Origin of the sequence: Myroides odoratimimus (assembly GCF_004337635.1) — a bacterium.
GTDB classification, from domain to species: Bacteria; Bacteroidota; Bacteroidia; order Flavobacteriales; family Flavobacteriaceae; genus Flavobacterium; species Flavobacterium odoratimimum.
Genome location: NZ_CP037427.1, coordinates 139,616 through 159,744, shown reverse-complemented (window position 1 = coordinate 159,744; position 20,129 = coordinate 139,616). Strand labels below are relative to the sequence as shown.

The 20,129-nt window shown below is 34.2% G+C and carries 18 protein-coding genes; 7 read left to right on the top strand and 11 right to left on the bottom strand.

Going from position 1 to position 20,129, the window contains the following annotated elements:
* Positions 1-73: 73 nt before the first annotated feature.
* From E0Z07_RS00725 to E0Z07_RS00695, 7 genes are all read right to left on the bottom strand, one after another.
* Positions 74-493, bottom strand: coding sequence for a nucleoside-diphosphate kinase (locus tag E0Z07_RS00725; RefSeq protein ID WP_006258715.1), 420 nt, complete (start codon positions 491-493; stop codon positions 74-76).
* Between the two features lie 88 nt (positions 494-581).
* A complete protein-coding gene (pncB, locus tag E0Z07_RS00720; RefSeq protein ID WP_006258711.1) occupies positions 582-1,769 on the bottom strand; it encodes a nicotinate phosphoribosyltransferase in 1,188 nt (395 codons plus the stop codon).
* A gap of 15 nt (positions 1,770-1,784) precedes the next feature.
* Complete coding sequence (locus E0Z07_RS00715) at positions 1,785-2,486, bottom strand: DUF2971 domain-containing protein (protein ID WP_006258710.1); 702 nt, start codon at positions 2,484-2,486, stop codon at positions 1,785-1,787.
* Positions 2,487-4,316: an ABC transporter ATP-binding protein gene (locus E0Z07_RS00710; protein WP_006258709.1), complete on the bottom strand. Its 1,830-nt coding sequence runs from the start codon at positions 4,314-4,316 to the stop codon at positions 2,487-2,489.
* Between the two features lie 71 nt (positions 4,317-4,387).
* Positions 4,388-6,115 (bottom strand): phospho-sugar mutase, encoded by a 1,728-nt coding sequence (locus E0Z07_RS00705; RefSeq protein WP_006258707.1) that lies wholly within the window; start codon positions 6,113-6,115, stop codon positions 4,388-4,390.
* A 21-nt stretch (positions 6,116-6,136) separates the two neighbouring features.
* Complete coding sequence (locus E0Z07_RS00700) at positions 6,137-7,093, bottom strand: glycosyltransferase family 2 protein (protein ID WP_006261824.1); 957 nt, start codon at positions 7,091-7,093, stop codon at positions 6,137-6,139.
* A 5-nt stretch (positions 7,094-7,098) separates the two neighbouring features.
* The gene (locus E0Z07_RS00695) at positions 7,099-7,683 is read right to left on the bottom strand and encodes a DUF4199 domain-containing protein (RefSeq protein WP_006258705.1); all 585 of its coding nucleotides are present in this window, start codon (positions 7,681-7,683) and stop codon (positions 7,099-7,101) included.
* 871 nt (positions 7,684-8,554) lie between these two features.
* Between E0Z07_RS00695 and E0Z07_RS00690 the strand changes: the two genes are divergently transcribed.
* Positions 8,555-8,824 carry a hypothetical protein gene (locus E0Z07_RS00690; protein WP_006261823.1) on the top strand — a complete coding sequence of 90 codons (270 nt, stop codon included), beginning with the start codon at positions 8,555-8,557 and terminating at the stop codon, positions 8,822-8,824.
* A 101-nt stretch (positions 8,825-8,925) separates the two neighbouring features.
* Here the strand turns inward: E0Z07_RS00690 and E0Z07_RS00685 are convergent, their stop codons facing one another.
* Positions 8,926-10,215: a S28 family serine protease gene (locus tag E0Z07_RS00685; protein WP_006261822.1), complete on the bottom strand. Its 1,290-nt coding sequence runs from the start codon at positions 10,213-10,215 to the stop codon at positions 8,926-8,928.
* A gap of 121 nt (positions 10,216-10,336) precedes the next feature.
* On the opposite strand from E0Z07_RS00685, the gene E0Z07_RS00680 reads away from it, so the two are divergent.
* Positions 10,337-10,753: a DUF695 domain-containing protein gene (locus tag E0Z07_RS00680; RefSeq protein WP_006261821.1), complete on the top strand. Its 417-nt coding sequence runs from the start codon at positions 10,337-10,339 to the stop codon at positions 10,751-10,753.
* A gap of 202 nt (positions 10,754-10,955) precedes the next feature.
* A complete protein-coding gene (locus E0Z07_RS00675; protein WP_025125308.1) occupies positions 10,956-11,207 on the top strand; it encodes a type B 50S ribosomal protein L31 in 252 nt (83 codons plus the stop codon).
* 49 nt (positions 11,208-11,256) lie between these two features.
* Here E0Z07_RS00675 and E0Z07_RS00670 read toward each other — a convergent pair whose 3' ends face one another.
* Positions 11,257-11,640 carry a hypothetical protein gene (locus E0Z07_RS00670; protein ID WP_006261820.1) on the bottom strand — a complete coding sequence of 128 codons (384 nt, stop codon included), beginning with the start codon at positions 11,638-11,640 and terminating at the stop codon, positions 11,257-11,259.
* Between the two features lie 159 nt (positions 11,641-11,799).
* Here E0Z07_RS00670 and E0Z07_RS00665 point away from each other — a divergent pair, with 159 nt between their 5' ends.
* Complete coding sequence (locus tag E0Z07_RS00665; protein WP_006261819.1) at positions 11,800-12,993, top strand: GlmU family protein; 1,194 nt, start codon at positions 11,800-11,802, stop codon at positions 12,991-12,993.
* Positions 12,994-13,033: 40 nt separating this feature from the next.
* Here E0Z07_RS00665 and E0Z07_RS00660 read toward each other — a convergent pair whose 3' ends face one another.
* Together E0Z07_RS00660 and E0Z07_RS00655 are read right to left on the bottom strand one after the other, a co-directional pair.
* The gene (locus E0Z07_RS00660) at positions 13,034-14,911 is read right to left on the bottom strand and encodes a BamA/TamA family outer membrane protein (RefSeq protein WP_006261818.1); all 1,878 of its coding nucleotides are present in this window, start codon (positions 14,909-14,911) and stop codon (positions 13,034-13,036) included.
* Positions 14,912-14,945: 34 nt separating this feature from the next.
* Entirely contained in the window at positions 14,946-15,389 is a 444-nt protein-coding gene (locus tag E0Z07_RS00655) for a DUF4268 domain-containing protein (RefSeq protein ID WP_006258697.1), read from the bottom strand.
* Between the two features lie 51 nt (positions 15,390-15,440).
* Here E0Z07_RS00655 and E0Z07_RS00650 point away from each other — a divergent pair, with 51 nt between their 5' ends.
* The 3 genes from E0Z07_RS00650 (at position 15,441) to E0Z07_RS00640 (ending at position 19,555) form a co-directional block, all read left to right on the top strand.
* Positions 15,441-16,082 carry an NUDIX hydrolase gene (locus E0Z07_RS00650; protein WP_006258696.1) on the top strand — a complete coding sequence of 214 codons (642 nt, stop codon included), beginning with the start codon at positions 15,441-15,443 and terminating at the stop codon, positions 16,080-16,082.
* Between the two features lie 160 nt (positions 16,083-16,242).
* Positions 16,243-17,070 carry a lysophospholipid acyltransferase family protein gene (locus E0Z07_RS00645; protein WP_006258695.1) on the top strand — a complete coding sequence of 276 codons (828 nt, stop codon included), beginning with the start codon at positions 16,243-16,245 and terminating at the stop codon, positions 17,068-17,070.
* Between the two features lie 112 nt (positions 17,071-17,182).
* The gene (locus E0Z07_RS00640) at positions 17,183-19,555 is read left to right on the top strand and encodes a tetratricopeptide repeat protein (RefSeq protein WP_230456747.1); all 2,373 of its coding nucleotides are present in this window, start codon (positions 17,183-17,185) and stop codon (positions 19,553-19,555) included.
* Positions 19,556-20,129: the final 574 nt, after the last annotated feature.

Sequence of the window (20,129 nt, the reverse complement as noted above, 5' to 3'; positions counted from 1 at the left end):
TACTTGTAAATAGAAAAAGCCAACTGTTATCAGTTGGCTTTCTTTTTGGGTGCAAATAATCTATTGCAAATTCTTAGAATTGCTCTCTTCCTGAGAAGTGGAAAGCAGACTCGATAGCAGCGTTCTCGTCGCTATCAGATCCATGTACTGCGTTTTCACCGATTGATTTTGCATATTTTTTACGGATAGTACCTTCAGCAGCTTCAGCTGGGTTAGTAGCACCGATTAATTTTCTGAAATCTTCTACAGCGTTCTCTTTTTCTAAGATAGCTGCTACGATTGGACCTCTAGACATGAATTCAACTAATTCTCCGTAGAAAGGTCTTTCACTGTGTACTTCATAGAATTTTTGAGCGTCTCTTACAGTTAATTGAGTTAACTTCATTGAAACGATTTTAAATCCTCCTTCAGTAATCATGTTGATGATTCCACCGATGTTACCTGCTTCTACAGCATCAGGTTTAATCATTGTAAAAGTTCTGTTCGTTGCCATTATTCTTAAATTTAATTTATTGCAAAAATAGTCTTTTAAATATTACAAAAGTGATAATATTTATAAAAAAGTGTGGTTTAAATCACTTTTATTTAGAAACAGGAATCTCTAATAATCTCTGTGCTAATTCTATCATCTCAGGAGTTCCTGTGTGCTTTTTAGGCTCATCTGATAATTTCACTACATCAGTCCAATATCCTCCCTCTGGAAGAGCTTGAGACATCTTGATTACGATATTCATAGCGTCTAGCCCCACATCATTAGTAAAGTCTGTACCGATACCAAATGACATTCCTATTCTTCCTTTACAGTGATTAGCGATGCGCTCTACTTTTTCAGGGTTCAATCCATCAGAGAAGATAATAGTCTTCTGAGTAGGATCGATATTTAATGATTTGTAATGTGCGATGACTTGATCAGCGAAGTCTAGTGGATCTCCACTGTCATGTCTAACTCCGTCAAATAACTTAGCAAATTTCTTATCAAACTGTTCAAAGAAAACTTTACTTGTATACGTATCCGTTAGCGCGATTCCTAGATCTCCTCTATAAGTATCTACCCAATGTTCTAATCCCATTGAGTTTGCCATTTTGAAACCATACTTAGCTGCGTGGAACATAAACCATTCATGAGCATGTGTTCCAATAGGTTTAGTGTTATACTTCATCGCTAAGTGCACATTACTCGTTCCGATGAAACTGCCATCACCATATTGTTTTAAGGTATCTACCACTAATTGGTGTACTGCATAAGAGTGTCTTCTTCTTGTACCAAATTCAGCAATAGTAATCCCTAATTCTTTGTATTTCTCTATTTTGTTACGCGTATTCGCAATCACCTTTTCTGAAGAGTCTCTTTCAGAATTAGTCATTTTATAATATAGCTCACAGATAATAGACATTAGAGGTACCTCCCATAAGATAGTTCTATACCAATATCCTTTAATATGTACTTCTAGGTCTGGTCCATCTTGTGATATTTCTATTTCTGATGGATCATAGTGATACCCTTGTAAGAAGTCTAGATAAGTAGGGTCTAAGTAAGGACAAGTCTTTTCTAAGAATATCTTCTCTGCTTTTGTTAGTTTTAGTTTAGCCATTTCATCTACGGCAGAGCGCAGTGCTTCAGCAAAACCTGGGGGGTATTTATGTTGTCCTCTATTGATGAAGATATAGGACGCTTTAGCATAAGGGAATTGTTTAATAGCAGCGTACTGCATCGTAAACTTATAGAAATCGTTATCTAATATAGATACGATAACTTGGTTAGTGTTCATTGCTTCCATAGTTTTTTAGATTAATATATCACTTTCTAAGTCAGATTTCTCCACATGAAATTTGAAGTTTAACTTATGCATTAGCTCTAATACTAAGTTTTTATACCAATTCTCTGACTTAGGATGAATATAAATTTTTTCTATTAATTGTTCGATATCCACGTGTATTTTAATACCCTCATTGACTTCTATACCCAGAGGGCTAACATCTGAGATAATACGAACCTCTTTTTCGTATTGAAAACTTTGTCTTTTGAACAAGAAAGGGAAGAACTCATCGTCAAAAGGAATAAACTCTCTTTTGTAATCGATATAGTTTACTTCTCCAATGTACTGATCTATTCGGTTTTCTACAGAGACCGCTTTTTGCAGTCGTTCTAGCGTAGATTGAATAGCGATACCTTCTTTGTTTTTTGTGAATATCTGCCACATCGCGAAAGACTCACATTCATTAAGGTGCCAACTACTGATAACTATATTCTTTCTTTTCTGTTTATAGTGATGTAAGAAATCAGGATTGTCTTGGCTGATTCTTTTTATCTCTTCAAAAGTAGGCTCGCTAAATGTCCCTTCATACTGATCTTCAAATTTGTCAGATCTAGACATGAATAGTTTATTAGACAGTAATAAATCTAAAAACTTAGATAAGTCTAAGTACTTCCATACAACAGTATTCGGATCGCTAGGGAGTGTTATATTTTTACCGTCTTTATACATTTATTCTAATGATTGTAGTGAAACTAATTTAGAGTAAGTACCATTTAACTGGATTAGCTCTTCATGAGTACCTTGTTCTACTATTTTACCTTTTTGCATGACTACGATTAAGTCTGCCTTTTGGATCGTAGATAGGCGGTGAGCTATGATAATAGACGTTCTGTTTTGCATCATATTATCTAGTGCTACCTGTACTAGTTTTTCGCTTTCTGTATCTAATGCAGACGTCGCTTCGTCTAATATCATGATCGGAGGATTCTTAAGCACTGCTCTTGCGATAGACAGACGTTGTTTCTGTCCTCCAGATAATTTGTTTCCAGCATCACCGATATTGGTATCTATACCATGAGGTAGATCTTTGACGAACTCATACGCATTAGCTATTTTAAGTGCTTGCATGATTTCTTCATCCGTAGCATCTTCTTTACCTAGCTTAAGGTTGTTCTTGATCGTATCATTGAATAAGATACTATCTTGAGTTACTAGTCCGATAAGATCACGTAGATCGCTCAGTTCTAAGTTACGAATATCTTCGTTATCTATTTTAATTGCTCCTTCATTGATATCCCAGAATCGAGTCAATAAGTTTGCTATCGTACTCTTACCACTACCAGACTGACCTACTAGTGCTACTGATTTTCCTTTTGGTACTGTAAGGGTAAAGTCTTTTAATACGTACTCTTCTTCGTATTTAAACGAGATATTATCTACCTCTATTTTATCCTCGAAGCTAGACTTCGCTATTGCATTTTCTTTGCTTTCGATAGGATTATTTTCTTCTAATATTTGTAACACACGCTCTGCAGCAGCATTACCACGTTTTAATGAGTATGAGGCCTTAGACATAGCCTTAGCAGGTGTAAGGATATTATAAGCCATACCGATATAAGCAATAAATGCAGCCCCTGTCAGTGTACCTTCACCTAGTACTAAGTGACCACCGTATACTAATAATACAGCGATAGTCACGATACCTAAGAATTCACTAAGTGGAGAAGATAAGTTCTGACGATTAAGGATAGTATTGTTTAGTTCATAGAAACTATGTGTAGAGTCTTGAAACTTTTTATTGAAGTTTTTTTCTGAGTTAAAGCTTTTGATCACTTTTAGCCCAGATAGAGATTCTTCTATAATAGATAAGAAGTACCCTTGTTCTTCAGAAGCCTTTTGTGAACTTTTCTTTAAGGTCTTCCCTACTTTAGAAATGATCACACCTGAGATAGGAACAAATATAAATACGAATAAAGTTAGTTCAGTACTGATTGCAAACATAGCTACAATAGTAAATACGATGGTTAGAGGCTCTCTTACCACTACTTCTAAGATAGATAAGAAAGAGTGTTGTATCTCTAGCACATCAGAAGTGATTCGAGAGATCACATCCCCTTTTCTTTTTTCAGAGAAGAACGATAGTGGTAATTCTAATGACTTTTTATACATCGCATTACGAATATCTTTTAATACCCCATTTCTCAGGAAGGTAATAAAGTACATCGCCCAATAGTTGAATAAGTTTTTTAATAAAAACAACGAGATAATTACAGCAGCCATTACCATCAAGGTATCTTGAGCTCCATGCTCTGCAGTATACTGTGTGATGAAGTAAGACATATAGTCTTCTAAGTAATTCTTGATATGTCCTATACCTGTATAGATAGGTTTCTCTGTAACTTTTTTGGCATCACCAAAAAGCACTGTCAACATCGGGATCAATGCCACAAAAGATAGCGCACTGAATAAAGCGTATAGTATATTAAAAAAAACGTTTAAGTAAGCATAGGTCTTATATGGCTTACCAAAGTGAAGTATCTTCTTAAAGTATTCGTTCATATTTGTTATAATGTAAAAAGCAAAAATAAAGAAAAAAAGACTGGTAGTACTACCAGTCTTTCTTATATGTTCTAATTCAACTTCATTTCGTTGATGATATCTTGAATTTTTTGGTCTAATACTTTCTCCGTTGCCTTCACTTCAGCGATATCGTGTAATGGTTCGTTTACACTAAAGTAGAATTTAATCTTCGGTTCAGTACCACTAGGACGAGCAGCTATCTTCGTACCATCTTCTAGATAATAGATTAGTACATTAGATTTAGGCACATGGATAGGTTCTATTTCATTAGTGAATAAGTTTTTCGCTTCACTAGACTGATAGTCTTCTACACATACTACTCTCTGTCCGATGATTTCAGTAAGTGGATTTTCTCTTAATTCGATCATCATTTGTTTAATCTCTTCAGCTCCAGAAATTCCTTTTTTCACTAGAGAAATAAGGTATTCTTTATAGAACTTATTGTCGATATATAGATTCATTAACTCTCTATAGAAAGAACTACCTGCAGCTTTAGCTACAGCTGCAATCTCACATACTAATAGAGCAGAAGCTACAGCGTCTTTATCACGTACAGCATCACCTACCATATATCCAAAACTCTCTTCACCACCACCGATAAATTTCTGAGTAGGACATTCATTGATAAACTTAGCTATCCATTTAAATCCTGTTAATCCTACTTTACACTCTACACCATAGCTTTCTGCTAAGTCTAGCATCATAGGAGTAGAAACGATAGTAGAACCAATAAATTCATTTCCTTTAAAACCGATATTGCGTTTGTACTGTTCTAGTAAGAAACCTGTCATCATCACCATCGTTTGGTTACCATTTAACAGAATCATATTACCATCTAAGTCACGTACACCTATACCGATACGGTCAGAATCAGGGTCAGTACCGATCACGATATCTGCACCTGTCTCATCTGCTAACTGAAGTGCCATAGTCAATGCTTCTGGTTCTTCAGGATTAGGAGATTTTACAGTAGGGAAGTCCCCATCTGGTTCTGCTTGTTCTTTTACGATGAATACATTCTTATATCCAGCAGCTTCGAATGCTCTAGGGATAAGTTTGATAGAAGTACCGTGTAGAGAAGTATACGCTATTTTTAACTGATCTTTTACAGACTGTGGAGTATCAAAGCTTGCATTCTCTACAGTTGATTGGATAAACGCAGCATCTAGTTCTTCTCCTACATAAGTAATCAGGTTATCATCTCCTTTGAAGTTTACTTCGTTATAGGTTAACCTGTTGATTTCGTCTATAACAGCAGCATCATTAGGAGGAACGATTTGTCCACCATCTTGCCAGTACACTTTATATCCATTGTATTCTGGTGGGTTGTGAGAAGCTGTTAATACGATACCTGCATTACATCCGTAGTGTCTTACCGCGAAAGATAACTCAGGAGTAGGGCGCATCTCTGCGAATAAGTATACTTTAATACCGTTAGCAGTGAATACATCTGCTACTACTTTCGCTAACTCTTGACTGTTGTGACGACAGTCAAAGTTGATAGCTACTTTCCATTCTTGGTTAGGGAATGATTGTTTGATATAGTTTGATAATCCTTGTGTATTTTTACCTAGTGTATATTTGTTGATACGATTTGTACCAATTCCCATTATACCGCGCATACCTCCTGTACCGAACTCTAAGTTTTTATAAAAACTGTCTTTAAGAGTTGCAGGATCAGTATCCATCATTTTTTGAACAGAAGCCTGTGTTTCAGCATCAAAAGGTTCTTTTAACCATAATTCAGCTTTTGCTAAGATTTCTTTTTCTATTTGCATAATATTGATATTTAGTGTGGATTAAAAACCGCTTTGTTCAGCGATTTTATATCTACTAATGTTTGTCTTTGTTTTAAGTATAAGTTCTCCTAAGAATCCCGCTAAGAATAACTGTGTTCCGATGATCATCGTTGTCAGTGATATATAGAACCACGGATCTTGAGTCACTCGGATAGCAGGTAATCCATAATAAAGCTTATACAGCTTATTCGCTCCAATAAAGAAGGCAGCACAGAACCCAATCCCAAAGGTGATAACCCCAAGTGATCCGAATAAGTGCATCGGTCTTTTGCCAAATTTAGAGAGGAACCAAATGGTAATCAAATCTAGAAAACCGTAGATAAATCTACTCATCCCAAACTTGGTAGTACCGTATTTACGTGCTTGGTGGATGACTACTTTTTCACCTATTTTATCAAAGCCTTCATTTTTGGCTAGGACAGGGATGTAGCGGTGCATCTCACCAGATACCTCTATATTTTTAATGACCTCATTTTTATAGGCCTTCAGTCCACAGTTAAAGTCGTTTAGCTGAACACCAGAAGTCTTTCTCGCAGCCCAGTTAAATAGTTTAGAAGGAAGGTTTTTGGATACGACAGAGTCATATCGTTTCTTTTTCCAACCAGATACCATATCATACCCCTCTTTAGTGATCATATCATATAGTACCGGTATCTCATCAGGACTATCTTGAAGATCAGCATCCATAGTGATTACTACATCTCCTAGTGCCTGTGCAAATCCAGCATGTAAAGCCTGTGATTTACCAAAGTTGCGTTGGAAGCGTATTCCTTTAACCTGAGTATCTCTAGCAGCTAGTGCAGTGATTATATTCCACGATTTGTCTTTACTACCATCATCGATAAAGAGAATCTCATAGGTAAAGCCGTTCTCCTGCATAACTTTAGTTATCCACGTATGTAGTTCTGGCAGAGACTCTGCTTCGTTTAGCAGAGGAATTACTATTGATAGATTCATCTAGATTATTTATGATCTTTATTAAAATCAGTATCTACATCATGATTAATTTCAGGATGTGGGTTTACGAATTCTGATTTATTTTTAAATATAGCAGCTAATAATATCCCTAGTATTGAATTTCTAAGTACACTACCTGCCCATAAAAACAATTGTGATTTAGGAGCAAATTGGTTGATATTTCTAGCTTTTTCTAATTGTTCATTGATTTGTTCTTGTGGAAGTCCAGACCCGTCTAATGTTTTGATTAACATATCATAAAGAGATTTGCTGATTTCCTCCTTAGCAGAAGGATCCACGATATTAAAAAGAATATTATAAATGATAATATTCGCAGTCACTCCGATGATGACCATCAAGAAGAATGGAGTAAAACCTTCTCTGAATGTAACATATCCTCCTGCTTTTTTACGAGCAAAATAGATAGTCAGTATCCCTAAGATAACCATCACACCCATATTAAAAAAACCAGCGAAAGTATTGGCAAATAGGGCTTTGTCTGTAAAAAATATTACACTGTTAAATAGTGTGTAATAGATGGCTAATATGATTCCGAAAGTAATACCTACTTTATTTACTGGGTTCTTCATTGGTTATCTATAAATATGATTTACAAATATAATAAAATAACCCTTTTAGAACGGTATGTAATGGGAGTTTGTTAACAGAATGTGCACTAATCATCTTATTTATCTATTCTTTTTATAAAACAGTAAAGTTGTGAAGATGCAGAAGGTCTTGTCGTGCTTTCATTTATTGGTTCTTTCTATACTAGAAGGATATCTAATCTAATAATTTATAAGCATATTGAAAGTGAGTATGTGGAGCGTCTTTTTATCAATGGGAATTAAAATTCATAATCCAGTTTTTTTATTCTGATCTAAAATGTAGCTGTATACCCCCTTATTTGAGCTATAATCTTCTGTTTTTTTAAAATTTTCGGTTCGAAACGCTGTTTTTAACCCTTTTTATAAAAAAAGTATCCTATTTTTTTTAGAATGCTAAAAAGAGATATTTACTGCTAATCTCTTTATTTATAAGGGATAGAAGCTATATTGATACAAATAATGATATGATGTACCTAATATGATACCCCCTTGTAATCCCTTGCGTACACTGGTGTTGGTTCTTATTTGCTCGACAATTCATGGAGAATAAGCCGAGAATGGTGGAGTAGAGAGGTCATTAGTCGAAGAATGATTCTTGTATTGATAGGGGATCTACGACTAATCTAAAATTTGGGTTCTGTGTGGAGGGAGTTATAGGTTGAGTAATTTAATTTTGAGTAAAGGGGCACTTAAATAGAATGAAGTATAGGGGATGTATAGTAGGGTATAGGTTTGTTTGAAAAGCGTTTTTTTTTGATGTGTTTTTATATTGTATTTTAGTATTCTATTTTTATATAAAATGTTTATGCAAAAGAATAATATAGAGGGATGTGGAGCGTAAAAATGATGAAGTATGTTAGATTTAATTTCAGAGTATTTTCATACTCTTTTTAGAGAACATCCAGAGTATGGAGGTATAGGACTCGTATTGATAGGAGGTGTGCTTTTATTCTGTTCTATTAAAGCATATGAGCACATGTATGATCAGACAGGAGGACCTGTGTTTAATATGGCTTGGATACGAAATACCTTTGGAATTAAAGTAGCTAAGTTTTTGAATATCTGTTTTTCTATACTCTTTATTTTGATTGGTATAGGATTCTATCTCGCTTATAAAAAATAAAGAAGTGACTTATATAATATTTACCTATAAGGAGTGTTAGAAACCAAAAGCGCCTTTCTCTTTTCATTAGAGAAAGGCGCTTTTGGCTTTATTTCTTCAAGTTATTTTAGGGGTTTTAGTCCTGTCATTTTTTCTAACGTAGAGAAGAACTGCGTTCTCATCTCAGGAGTCATATTCTTCACACGCGCTTGTCCATGATCTTTTTTAGGAAGTACGTAAGCTTTAGAGTTGACCTTAGCACTAGGTACTACCATAGAGGCACTCCATGTATCTGTCTCGCCATATACATAGATAATGTTATTCGCATCATTCTCTAACCATGTTTTTACTTTTTGGATTAGTGCATCGTTAAAGTTGTTATATGTAGTTCCTTCAGGCATAAAGGTAGCTAACGGGTTAGACGTAAAGCTCACGTATTTCTTGAATGGAGTGATGTCATATCCGTAGTATCCTAGCTGTGTTCCTGACTGATAATAGTGAGATTCGTATCGCTTGATCGTTTGATCACTAAAGAAGTCTATATTACTCACACTAAGGAAGTGTTCTGTTAGTTCATCAATGTTTTTTGTATTTGGGAATGTAGCACATGAGTGACCACTTTGCCAGAATCCGAAGCTGTATTCTAATACTGCGTATTCAAAAGCTTTTTCTAAAGAACCTAAATAGTTAAAAGACAGTCTAGCTCCTTTAGCATACCATTTAAGCTTTTCTAGAATCTGTGTTTTATTTTCAAATAGTTTTACCTGGATATTGTAGATTTTGTCTCTACATGATTTGTCTCCCACATTTGCTAAAAATGGATATATACGAGGCTCTTCTAACGCTTGGTTAAAAGGAGCTACATACGGAATCGCTACATCTACATCATTAGGATAGAAGTATTTATAGTAGATGCTAGTCTGTCCACCTTTGCTAATACCTGTACTGATCCATTTATTGTTTGTATAGATTTCTCTGAATAGTTGGTTGATCTCATGTAAGTCAGCTGTTACTTGTTCCATAGTAAGATACTGCCATGGTTTGCCTTCAGGAATAGACTCTCCGAAGAATCTGTGTTCTATATTTAAATAGTTACTCTGTAGATAGTTTACCATTTCGCTAGCACGTACATATAGATCATAACCGTTAGTCTCCATAATCATAGGGTGATCAAAATCCTTGTGATAGAAGTGTACCTTTTGATAAAAATAACCTTCAGAAGGATCTGTGTGATCTACTTGTTGTCTTACTCTAAGTTCATACAATAGATATGAGTCATCTTTAGACTCTAGTTGTTTGAATGTTACATTCTTTAAGTTGTACAGAGCCTGTTCTACTTTTTTCTGATCAGGGTGTGCGACTGCCAGCACTGTAATCAATAAGAATACGAGTGTGATTAATTTTTTAAACATAATGTTTTAGTCTTAAATAGGGTTAGTGTTTTCAAAGATAGGATTGTTAAAGCTTCACTAAAATATAAAAATGTTAAAATGCGAAAATTTTTGTATATTTAGTTTCAAAATTAAAAGAGTTATGAGCGATCAAAGTATGAGTATTCGTGTTTTAGAGGTAGGCGGCTTTAAAGCTACTGGAGTGATTAATATGTCTTATGCTAACTTTAGCGACAAGGATAAATATCCTTATGCATTTGTTATAGAATTATCACTTGTAGAGACAGAGCGTGAGTACCCTACATGGGAAGAAAACGAACGATTAGAAGAAATAGAGAATAATATCATAGATATCTTAAGAAGAACTCAGTCAGATATACAATATATAGGTAAAATGACGCGCAGGGGTGTAAGAGATATCTTTTGTTATTTAGCGAGTGATGATGTAGATGGAGAGGCTATAGGAGGATATTGTGATACTATAGAAGATACTATAGATATACATATAGAGATAGAAGAGGATAAGGATTGGGAGATAGTGTCTAAGCTTATTAGTTGATAACGAATAGGATATTATAAGGGATTGATAAAATCAGTAAATAAAGTAAAATAGTTATTTGATTTTTCAAATTATATTGTACATTTGCAATCTGAAATAAAATACATAAGTATAACTAAAAAGTTATCGGAAGTTTACACCTTTCTTGAAAATAGAAAGCTTCGAAATGGAAGGTAGCTCACAATTTAAAATAGAATTTATCATGAGAAAAGGTATTCACCCAGAAAATTACAGATTAGTAGCATTTAAAGATATGTCAAATGATGACGTATTCATCACAAAATCAACAGTAGAGACTAAAGAAACAATCGAAGTTGACGGAGTAGAATACCCAGTGTACAAAATGGAGATCTCTCGTACATCTCACCCATTCTACACAGGTAAATCTAAACTTATCGATACTGCAGGACGTATTGACAAATTCAAAAACAAATACGCTAAATTTGGTAAATAATTTTAGCTTATCATATACGAAAGCCTCTCAATCACTTGAGAGGCTTTTTTTATAGTTTATATACATCTGATGTGGTGAGATATGCGTCTCTAGAGAGTGTGTATAATACTTGCTTTCCTTTGGTTTGTATAAAGGCAATGACATTATTGTTCTTGATCGGGAAGTGTATGTATAGTTCTTTTCCTTCTTCTATCATCCTGATACCGTAGGTCTCAATACTATTTATGGTGTGATGTTCAAATTCGGTGTAGTTATGTGTGCTGACTTGTCCATCTTCACTGGTGATAGTATATTTTCTTTTTTCGAATGTGATGGTGAAGTGTTTATTGTTTTCATCTGTAGCCTTCCATTCACCTTGATAAGTATCAGAGCCACTACAGCTAATTAATAGTGTACATAGGACGAGACCGAATAATAGCAATAGTTTTTTCATAATATTTTTTATTTTAAAGATAAAGGATTTATTTTGAAGTAGATAGGTTGTGGAGTGAATTTGTTATGTATGAATAGAGTATTATTTAATTGATCGTTATCACTGTTTTTTACTGTAGATTCGTTAACTTTAAACCTTTAAAATCTTGAATTATATACTATGAACTATATCTTATTCGATGGAGACGTAAGAACAGCCTTATTGCCGTTTACGTTTACTAGACCAGTAGCAGATATTCGTGTAGGAATATTGACTATCCGCGAAAAATGGGAAAATTACCTGCGTTATACAACTACAACTCTGACAGAGGAATATTTATCTACTAAATATCCAATGATAGAGGTGGAGAATAATGTAATGATTAATGCGGCTTATCTACCTAATCAAGAGGTAGCTGATTTAATTAAGGAATTACAACCTATGCAGGCTGTTATCTATAATGAAGATATAGTGGCGTTCTATACACAAGACTCTCAAGAAGAAGTGAACTTCGATGACTATGAGTTATTGGTATGTGAGAGTGAATTGATGAAGATAGAGCACAAATGGGATATATTCGAGAAGAACGACGCTGCTATTCGTGCAGATTTTGCTTTAATTACAGAAGATAGAATATCAGAAGACATTCCGAAGAGTGTAAATGTAATCGCTCCAGAGAATGTATTTATAGAAGAAGGAGCTAAGTTAGCATTTGTAACATTAAATGCTTCTACAGGGCCTATTTATATCGGTAAGAATGCTGAGATCATGGAAGGTTCGGTTATTAGAGGGCCATTTGCACTATGTGAAGAAGCGCAGGTGAAACTAGCAACTAAGATTTATGGAGCTACTACTGTAGGGCCTCACTGTAGAGTAGGTGGAGAAGTGAGTAACTCTGTGATGTTTGGATATTCTAATAAAGGGCATGACGGATTCTTAGGTAATTCTGTATTAGGAGAGTGGTGTAATCTAGGTGCAGATACAAATAACTCTAATCTAAAGAATAACTATAGTCCTGTGAAATTATGGAGCTATGAGACTCAATCGTATGAAAATACAGGTTTGCAGTTCTGTGGTTTAATGATGGGAGATCACAGTAAGAGTGGTATTAATACCATGTTCAATACAGGAACTGTAGTGGGGGTGGGATGTAGTATCTTCGGAGGAGGATTTCCTAAGACATTTTTACCAAGTTTTACTTGGGGAGGAGGAGAGTCTTCTGAAACATATAAAGTAGAGAAAGCTCTAGAAACGATGAAAATAGTGATGGCTAGACGACATGTAGAATTAACTCCTATAGATGAGGAAATCATGCATAATGTAGCAGCAGAAACAGAGATTTATAGATTTCAACAATATCTAAAGAATAGATAAAAATAATCCCCAAAGTAGACTAACTGCTTTGGGGATTTTATTAATAATACGATACGGTACGAGGCCTATCGTAGTTAAAGTCTGGTAGATTCATATTGTACTGTCTAGAGTTAGCTCTGATGACGCTAGATCCTGTATCAGGCATAGTAGGGTAGAAAACAAGAGAGAGTGCTACTTTACTAAAAACTAGATAATCATTATAAGCAACAAGTCCGATGCTGAATCTAGAATAGAATTTAGAATCAAATAAGTTTTCGCTCTTATTCGTAATAAAGGCACCTTCGAAACTGAAATAAGGGTTAAAACGGAATCCTTTCCACTCATAAGGCGCGTAAGACTGCCATTGGTAAGCGAAGGCTAGACGTTTTGATCCTGTTACTTTCTGGGCACGTATTCCTTGGATTACATTATCCAATCTAAGTTCATCTCCGATGTGATCATAACGATTATATCCATAGATAAACTGAGGAGTAAAGAAGTGTCTAAAACGCCAGTTTCCCATAATAAATAGCTTAGTGAAATAGGTTCCTTCTAATCGTAAAGCGCCTTGCTCTGAATTATTGCCATAGAAGTAGCTTCCCCATTCGACATTGCCAGAGAAATAGCCAAGTCTAGTATATCCTCCCATTGCTAGTTTGGCTCCATAGTAGGCTCTTCGCTTGCCGTACTGATCTCTCATGCCTCCTGTCAGTGCGAATACTTTACCGACTTGGACGTCCTCAATAATATTATAGTTAAAAATGTATTGATCTTGGACGTAGTTGATGGAACTTAAACTAACAGAAGCTAAATAGGTACTCTGATCTCTATAGAATCCATATGGATCATATTGTTCTTGTGGACTTTCTACATAGTTTTGTTTTATATATCGCAGTGAGGTTCTAAGATTGGTAATAACAGGTTTGTCCTTATAGCTTTTAAACAAAGGAATAGAATATCCTGCCCACGTATCTACTGTATTATACTTGCGTGATTCGTAACTGTAATTATTATTAATATCAGGTAGAGAATCTCTTCTAAAATGCTGAGATAAGGTCACGCCTCCTGCCCATTTAGCATAAGGAGAGTAAAAAGGTCTGTCTACTACAATACCTTTTACATAGTCTCCCCAAACTTGTTTATTATATAATAGATTAGCTCTTATGAAGGTATTCTGAATATTGTTAACCGTATAATCGAAGTATACCCCTTGTTTTTTTTCTTTGTATCTATTCGTATACTGAAGAATCACGTCATGTCCTAGACCAGCAAAGTTTCTGTCACGTAGTTTTATCCTATAAGATGAAGTAGAGATAGAGCCGGTTGGGTATATACTCCAAGAGTCTAACTCCCTTATGAGGACATCTACAGAATCTGGATGTGATGTAGGAATAGGATACATTGTTACTTTTCTGACAAAGCTCTGGGTACGCAAAAGACGCTCACTTTCTTTAATCTTTAAAGAGTCAAAACGCTCTCCTTCTTTGAAGATTAGAAAGTTCTTGATGGTAAAGCTTTTTGTTTTGAAGTGGAGCTTATTTCCTATTTCCTCTACTTTGTTTTTAGGTGTCTTTAGAGAGTCCGTATCAGAAAACCCAAAAGGGTCTAATGTCTTGATATAGATATTGCGTATAACTTTTCCTTCGCCTAATTCTAGGTGTTGGTTTGTTTTTATATCGGGAGCATTCGCTATAAGCTTCTTGTTATTCTTATAAACAAGTTTGTTGAAAAAACGTCCTACTTTTGTTTTTTTACTTTTTTGTTCGAAGTTTTTAAAAATTCGAGTGGTGTCTCTCTCTATTAACTTAGGTGCTTCATGTTCAGAGTAATGCACCTTAACATAAGACAAAGAATCTTTCTGATAAGGTTGATTTTCTTGTGCATTACTAGCTGTAAAGCATAGTGTAAATAAGATAATAAAAAAGCTTAGATAACGCATTCTTGTTTAGAAACTTAGATGTATAACGCTAAAATTACGTGTTTATTTCTAAATCTCTTATATAATCTTCGTGTTCGTAGAAAAATAATTCAAAAAGGTTCATTTTATCATTAAAGAAATCATAGATCTCATTCCAGGTTTTTCTGTTATTGATACAAACATTAGGTTGTTCTATCCAAATACGGCTGATTAATTTACCGTTTTCTAGGTAGAAGTTTCTTTCAAAAATAGCTTCAGGAAGATATTCTTCAAGTAAGATTGTTTTTAGAGATTCAATCTTTTCGAAATAGATTTTTCTTTTTTCTTCGTCTTTGTGTTCTATGTCTAATAAAACTTGTGCTTTTTTGTTATCAGCGTAGAATTTAAAAGAGAAATCTTTAATCTTAGTATTGTGTAATAACCATTTGCGAGGATATTCATCTGCAAAAGTTATCCAGAATTCTTTTTTTATTCGTTGTGCTTCTTCTTTGCTAAACATAGATAATAAAATTGTAATTTTAGTAGTTGTAATTTATACGTGTACAAAAATATGACTTTTGATTCTCTTTTACATAGAATACCTGAAATTAAAAGTGTTAATCTACTAGGAGTAGAAGCACAGCAACTGATGGTGCCTGAAGAAAGGCGCCCTTACTTAGCTGTAGATGATTTCATTAAGAAGGATCCGAGATATTCTGCTGTGATGATGCTTTTATACCCTAAAGGAGAGGATACTTCTATCTTATTAATCGAAAGAGCTAGCTGTGGTGGAGTGCATTCAGGACAAATAGGATTCCCAGGAGGGAAGTATGAGGAAGAAGACTTGTCATTAGAGAGGACAGCGCTAAGAGAAACGGATGAAGAAATAGGAGTGTCTCCTAGTAAAATACAAGTGCTAAAAGCGTTTACGAGGGTGTATATACCTCCTAGTAATTTTATCGTACAACCTTATTTAGGAGTGATAGACCATACGCCTAAAATGACATTAAGTGTAGATGAGGTAGCTAGTGTGATAGAGATGCCACTCAAGACTCTGTTAGACGACAGCATTGTCAAAGAGGTAGGGCTACAAACTAGTTATGCTAAGTTTATAGATGTGCCAGCGTATGTATACAAAGATTTTACGATTTGGGGAGCTACGGCGATGATGTTAAGTGAGTTAAAGGAGACAATTAAGCAGATATATAAGTAGGTTATAAAAAAAATATTGATTCTTTATCTGTTCTGTTATTCAGTATATTAGTGTTTATTTAATACTATTTAGTATTTAGAAGTATGACTTATTTCATTTAATTAACAAAGTAGAGGAGTAAAAGTTGTAATTTTGTAGTTCGAACCAATGTGTGTGAATTATGGGATTGTTTAAAAGAAATCCATTTGGTCATATTTTATTTTTAAAGAAGTGGATAATTAGGGTTTTTGGATTTGCAACGCATCAGCGTTTCCGTGGCTTTAATAGCTTACAAATAGAAGGCTCTGAAGTGCTTAGGCAATTGCCAGATAGGCATGTATTATTTATTTCAAATCACCAAACTTACTTTGCTGATGTGGTAGCAATGTACCATGTATTTAATGCAAGTCTTAAAGGACGTGAAGATTCTATCAAGAATATATTTTATATCTGGAAGCCAAAGTTAAATCTGTATTATGTAGCTGCATCTGAAACAATGAAGGCTGGATGGTTACCGCGTATATTAGCTTATGTAGGGGCTGTGACGGTAGATAGAACTTGGAGAAGCCAAGGAAAAGAGTTAGAAGAAAAGAGAGAAGTAAATCAAGATCAAGTAGAGAATATTAAAGTAGCTCTAGATGATGGATGGGTAATCACTTTCCCGCAAGGGACTACTAAGTCTTTTAAACCTATCAGAAAAGGAACTGCTCATATTATTAAGAATTATAAGCCTATTGTAGTTCCTATCGTAATAGATGGTTTTAGAAGGTCTTTTGATAAAAAGGGATTACACCTTAAGAAAAAAGGAATTCTACAGTCTATGGTTATTAAGGAGCCTTTAGATATTGACTACGAGAATGATACTATAGAGCAAATCGTAGAAAAAGTAGAGATGGCGATAGAGCAACACCCTTCTTTCTTAAAAGTGATTCCAGAAGAATTTATAGAAGAGGAGAAGGCATTAAATGAAAAAAGAACTTATAGATATTATAAAAAAGACGAACGATAGTTCGTCTTTTTTTGTTTAGGGTTTAGGGTAAAATGTTTAGGCGTCTTTTTAGGGAATAGGTTAAAGTATTATCTTTATCGTTTATTTATACAAAAAAGGAAAGATGTGCTTTATGGAGCAAAAAGATAAACGATTAGACGAAATAAAAGAATTATATGATCAGTTGGTGATGGGAGATGATTTGTCTAATGCCAATGAAGAGCAAAAAATAGAATTATATCATAAGAATCAGGAGGTATCCGAACAAATATTATCTATTATAGAAGAAATCTTAAGGGAAGATGCTTTAGATAAGGATGCGCTATTCTGGAAGATACGAATCTATAATGGGCCATACTATGACGATGTCTCTGTGATGATGTCTACAGCACAAGAGATTATAGATAAACTGCCTACTGATAAGAAGTCTGTGTTTAGTGCTTTTGATTGGTTATCTTGGATCTATGAGACTAAATTAGAGCTTAAAGAGAAAGCAATTGAGGTGCTACATGATAAGTTAATTGAAATATCGTTATTAAAAGACGATTATAGTCTGCAAGATAAAGAGTTCGGAGAGACTTATTATATGATAGCTTATCTATATCGTGAGTTAGAAGATTATAGTACAGCAGTATCTTTTTATAAGTTAGCTTATGATCACTTCCCAGATCACTATTATGCTACTTATCAAGGAGGACGATTATTTTTAGAAAGAGGGGAGTATAATGAGGCTTATGAACTATTAAACTCTTTCTATATCTTTCATGGAAATGAGTATAGTGTCAATTTTGGAAAAGAAATAGAAGAACTGTATAAAGCAGGTAAATTAGAGGGGTATTGGAATTTAATCTCTTTATTATATCATATCGGTATTGATTATCCTGAAGAATTCGGAGCGAAGAATACACGTGAATATGGAATGAGGTTCGCTGATATAATAGAGGAAGAGTTAAAAACTAACCCTGAGAATGAAATAGTACTTCGTATGAAAATACGTTACTATCTCGTAGTAGAAAAAAATTCAAAGAAGGCTTTCGAAACTTTAGGTAAGTATTATTCAGTGGTAAAGGAAGTGACTAGTTCTCTATTTTTTACTTATTATGAATTAGCAGAGAAATTTGGTGTGTCAATAGAGGATTATCCTATTCGATGTGATAGTTTTTATGGGTACAACTTGATGACTCGTTTTCTAGAAAAAGCTGGAGAACTAAAAGGAGAAGATAATGAAAGGGCATTAAAGTACTATGAACAGGCAAAAGAAATAGGAGGATTAGTCATCCCTCAACTTGATGCTTATTTTGATAGAGGAGAAGGCCCAAAGGTGAATAATAATAGTCATGGCTATGCGATGCTGTGTAATAACCTGGGAATAGCGATCAGAAATGTATCTAAATTAAAGGAAGATACTTATGAGACTGATGACTGTAGATATGCCTTAACCCTTCATCGCAAAGGGTATGAGTTGTCTCCATTTATAGAGAACTTAGACAATGGTTTGTTTTTAGCAGAAACATTAGAAGAGTTTAGAGAAGTTGAGTATTTCTCTCAAGAACTATTAACGTATCACGATGAGTTTAGCAGTGAGTGGATGTCTGTTCAAGGACGTATTTTAAAGAATCATATTAATGCTGATCAATATGAGGAGGCAGAGTTATTTTATTACAGCTTAAAAGAGCGATTTGAACAAAAAGAAATAGAGGATGAGGACATTGTATCAGAGATGATCTATATGGCAGCAGACTTCTTTACTTATGTGAGATATAAGAAGCACGATTTTTATAAAACTATTGAATTAACAGAAGAGTTCTTCAGTAACCCTATGTATTTTGATTTAGTAGATGAGGTAGCGAAGGTTAATTATTGGTTTAGTTTAGCTTGGTCTTATCATGGGTTAAATGATAGAAATAATGCAAGTAAGTATTTTGATATGATAGTCGATGCTTTTGATGGACATGGGCGCTATCAGAGTACAGTAGATGAAATTCCTCAAGAATACAAGTTACCTAGTGAGGAACGTGAAGCTGTTAATCGATTATGGCATTTGGCACAAGTAGAGGTTAATGTTACACAGAATTATTCTTTAATGGACCATACAGCGAATATTAAGTATTTGGCTGATATCGTTGATTATGTACAACAGGGACAAGAGACACCTGCTGAATATTGGGTAAGTGAAGAATACCATTTAAAAGTATGTCCTAAGAATTTAAGAGAAAATACTAAGGAGGTTATTTATGATACATCATTAGATTTTTATTTTAAAGAAGGAAATTATACTATTCGTTTTAATATAGATGAACGCGAAGAGAAAGTAAGGAAGCTATTAGGGTTAATCTCAAAAAAGATTTGGGCAAAAGAAGTTTATACTTATTATTACTTCTATGAAGATGATGAAGAGACTTCTAATGATTATGAAGTCTATGGCGGAGGGAAACGTCCTGATCTTGATAAGGTCGCTCAACAATTATGGAATACCTGGGTAGAGAAGATTAAAGCAGTAAAGTAAAGGAGGCTCCTAGTAAGGTATTAAATAAGTTAAAACGACGTATCAGTACGATGTTCTAATAAAATGAAACATGAGCAGTCATGTATAGTTAATATAGCTATATATGGCTGTTTTTTTTGTTTCATTAAATGTGAAGAAATAGGTTAAAAGGAAGCATAAATAAAGTATTTTAAAAAGAATATGTTTTTTATAACTATTGTGTTTTTTACTTGTTTTTGGTTGTTTTTATGATGGTAAGTTTGTTTTTTAAGTTAAAAAATATTGATTAATGATAGTTGTTTATGTTTGTGTGTATTGTGCTGTGTGACTGTATGCGAAATATTCTTGTTTCATGTTTTTAAATATGTGACTTTTTAGATGTCTTGTTGTCTTATTTACAGAAGTTAACCATTCATTTTTGTGTAAAGTATACTTATAAGGTATATAATATATCTAAAAAATAAAGTATGATATATATCATGTAACAAAAATAGGAGCTTGAATTACCTAATAATCGGATTTTGCGATAATATTTTTAGTAATATTTACAAAATAAGGGTAATTTGGTTTATTATTTTCTTTACTTAAACATGAT

Bases quoted from the DNA above. Each gene is read 5' to 3' on its own strand.
- E0Z07_RS00655 (WP_006258697.1), bottom strand. From the start codon at position 15,389: ATGTTTAGCAAAGAAGAAGCACAACGAATAAAAAAAGAATTCTGGATA.
- pncB (WP_006258711.1), bottom strand. From the start codon at position 1,769: ATGAACACTAACCAAGTTATCGTATCTATATTAGATAACGATTTCTAT.
- E0Z07_RS00665 (WP_006261819.1), top strand. From the start codon at position 11,800: ATGAACTATATCTTATTCGATGGAGACGTAAGAACAGCCTTATTGCCG.
- E0Z07_RS00640 (WP_230456747.1), top strand. From the start codon at position 17,183: ATGGAGCAAAAAGATAAACGATTAGACGAAATAAAAGAATTATATGAT.
- E0Z07_RS00685 (WP_006261822.1), bottom strand. From the start codon at position 10,215: ATGTTTAAAAAATTAATCACACTCGTATTCTTATTGATTACAGTGCTG.
- E0Z07_RS00660 (WP_006261818.1), bottom strand. From the start codon at position 14,911: ATGCGTTATCTAAGCTTTTTTATTATCTTATTTACACTATGCTTTACA.
- E0Z07_RS00645 (WP_006258695.1), top strand. From the start codon at position 16,243: ATGGGATTGTTTAAAAGAAATCCATTTGGTCATATTTTATTTTTAAAG.
- E0Z07_RS00675 (WP_025125308.1), top strand. From the start codon at position 10,956: ATGAGAAAAGGTATTCACCCAGAAAATTACAGATTAGTAGCATTTAAA.
- E0Z07_RS00680 (WP_006261821.1), top strand. From the start codon at position 10,337: ATGAGCGATCAAAGTATGAGTATTCGTGTTTTAGAGGTAGGCGGCTTT.
- E0Z07_RS00695 (WP_006258705.1), bottom strand. From the start codon at position 7,683: ATGAAGAACCCAGTAAATAAAGTAGGTATTACTTTCGGAATCATATTA.
- E0Z07_RS00690 (WP_006261823.1), top strand. From the start codon at position 8,555: ATGTTAGATTTAATTTCAGAGTATTTTCATACTCTTTTTAGAGAACAT.
- E0Z07_RS00715 (WP_006258710.1), bottom strand. From the start codon at position 2,486: ATGTATAAAGACGGTAAAAATATAACACTCCCTAGCGATCCGAATACT.
- E0Z07_RS00705 (WP_006258707.1), bottom strand. From the start codon at position 6,115: ATGCAAATAGAAAAAGAAATCTTAGCAAAAGCTGAATTATGGTTAAAA.
- E0Z07_RS00700 (WP_006261824.1), bottom strand. From the start codon at position 7,093: ATGAATCTATCAATAGTAATTCCTCTGCTAAACGAAGCAGAGTCTCTG.
- E0Z07_RS00725 (WP_006258715.1), bottom strand. From the start codon at position 493: ATGGCAACGAACAGAACTTTTACAATGATTAAACCTGATGCTGTAGAA.
- E0Z07_RS00670 (WP_006261820.1), bottom strand. From the start codon at position 11,640: ATGAAAAAACTATTGCTATTATTCGGTCTCGTCCTATGTACACTATTA.
- E0Z07_RS00650 (WP_006258696.1), top strand. From the start codon at position 15,441: ATGACTTTTGATTCTCTTTTACATAGAATACCTGAAATTAAAAGTGTT.
- E0Z07_RS00710 (WP_006258709.1), bottom strand. From the start codon at position 4,316: ATGAACGAATACTTTAAGAAGATACTTCACTTTGGTAAGCCATATAAG.